1 protein-coding gene is annotated in these 852 nt (G+C 65.6%); it reads left to right on the top strand.

The features are described 5' to 3' along the window. Positions 1–852, top strand: an 852-nt coding sequence (locus A8G08_RS00395; RefSeq protein ID WP_245672526.1) for a condensation domain-containing protein, incomplete at both ends; no start/stop codon positions are given.

The following is an 852-nucleotide window of genomic DNA, read 5'->3' as shown; positions in this document are numbered from 1 at the left end:
GCGAGAGGTCCTCGGCACCGAGGACGACCCGGAATCGGTGATCTCCCAGCAGCTGTCGTACTGGACGAGCGAGCTCGCCGGTTTGCCGGAAGAGATCTCACTTCCGGCCGATCGGCCGCGCCCACACGTCGCGTCGTTCGCCGGCGCCGAGGTCGGGTTCGGTATCGACGCCGATCTGGGTGGGCGGATCGAGGAACTCGGTCGTCGTTTGAACGCGACACCGTTCATGGTCGTGCACGCCGCGCTCGCGGTGGCAATGTCGCGGTTGTCCGGGATGGACGACATCGCCATCGGTACCCCGGTCGCGGGGCGTGGTGAGCGCGAACTTGACGACATGGTCGGCATGTTCGTCAACACCCTGGTCCTGCGGACCGGTGTGGATGGGGGCGAGTCGTTCGCCGATCTGCTGGCCCGTACCCGCGGAACCGATTTGGGTGCTTTCGGGAATGCCGATGTGCCGTTCGAGCGGTTGGTGGAGATCATCGATCCCGCTCGTTCGCAGGCACGTAACCCGTTGTTCCAGGTGATGCTGGCGTTCCAGAACTTCGAGCAGACCCGGTTCGCAATCTCCGGTCTCACTGTCGAGGGTGTCGAGAATCCGACGGACACAGCGAAGTTCGATCTGCTGGTCACCCTGGGCGCAAATCCCGAGGGTGCGGGTTACGGCGGTTCGCTGGTCTATGCGACGGATTTGTTCGACGAGGCGACCGTGGTCGGGTTCGGGCAGCGCCTCGTGCGCGTGCTGGATGCGGTGACCGCGGACCCGGGGGTGGCGGTTGGTGATGTGGAGCTGCTGACTCCGGCCGAGCGGGCGCTAGTGGTGTCCGAGTGGAACGCCACCGACGTGGGTGC

Origin of the sequence: Aldersonia kunmingensis, from assembly GCF_001646865.1 — a bacterium.
Classification (GTDB): domain Bacteria; phylum Actinomycetota; class Actinomycetes; order Mycobacteriales; family Mycobacteriaceae; genus Aldersonia; species Aldersonia kunmingensis.
Note: the sequence above shows the minus strand (reverse complement) of the source record. Positions and strands in the feature narration are given on the sequence as shown.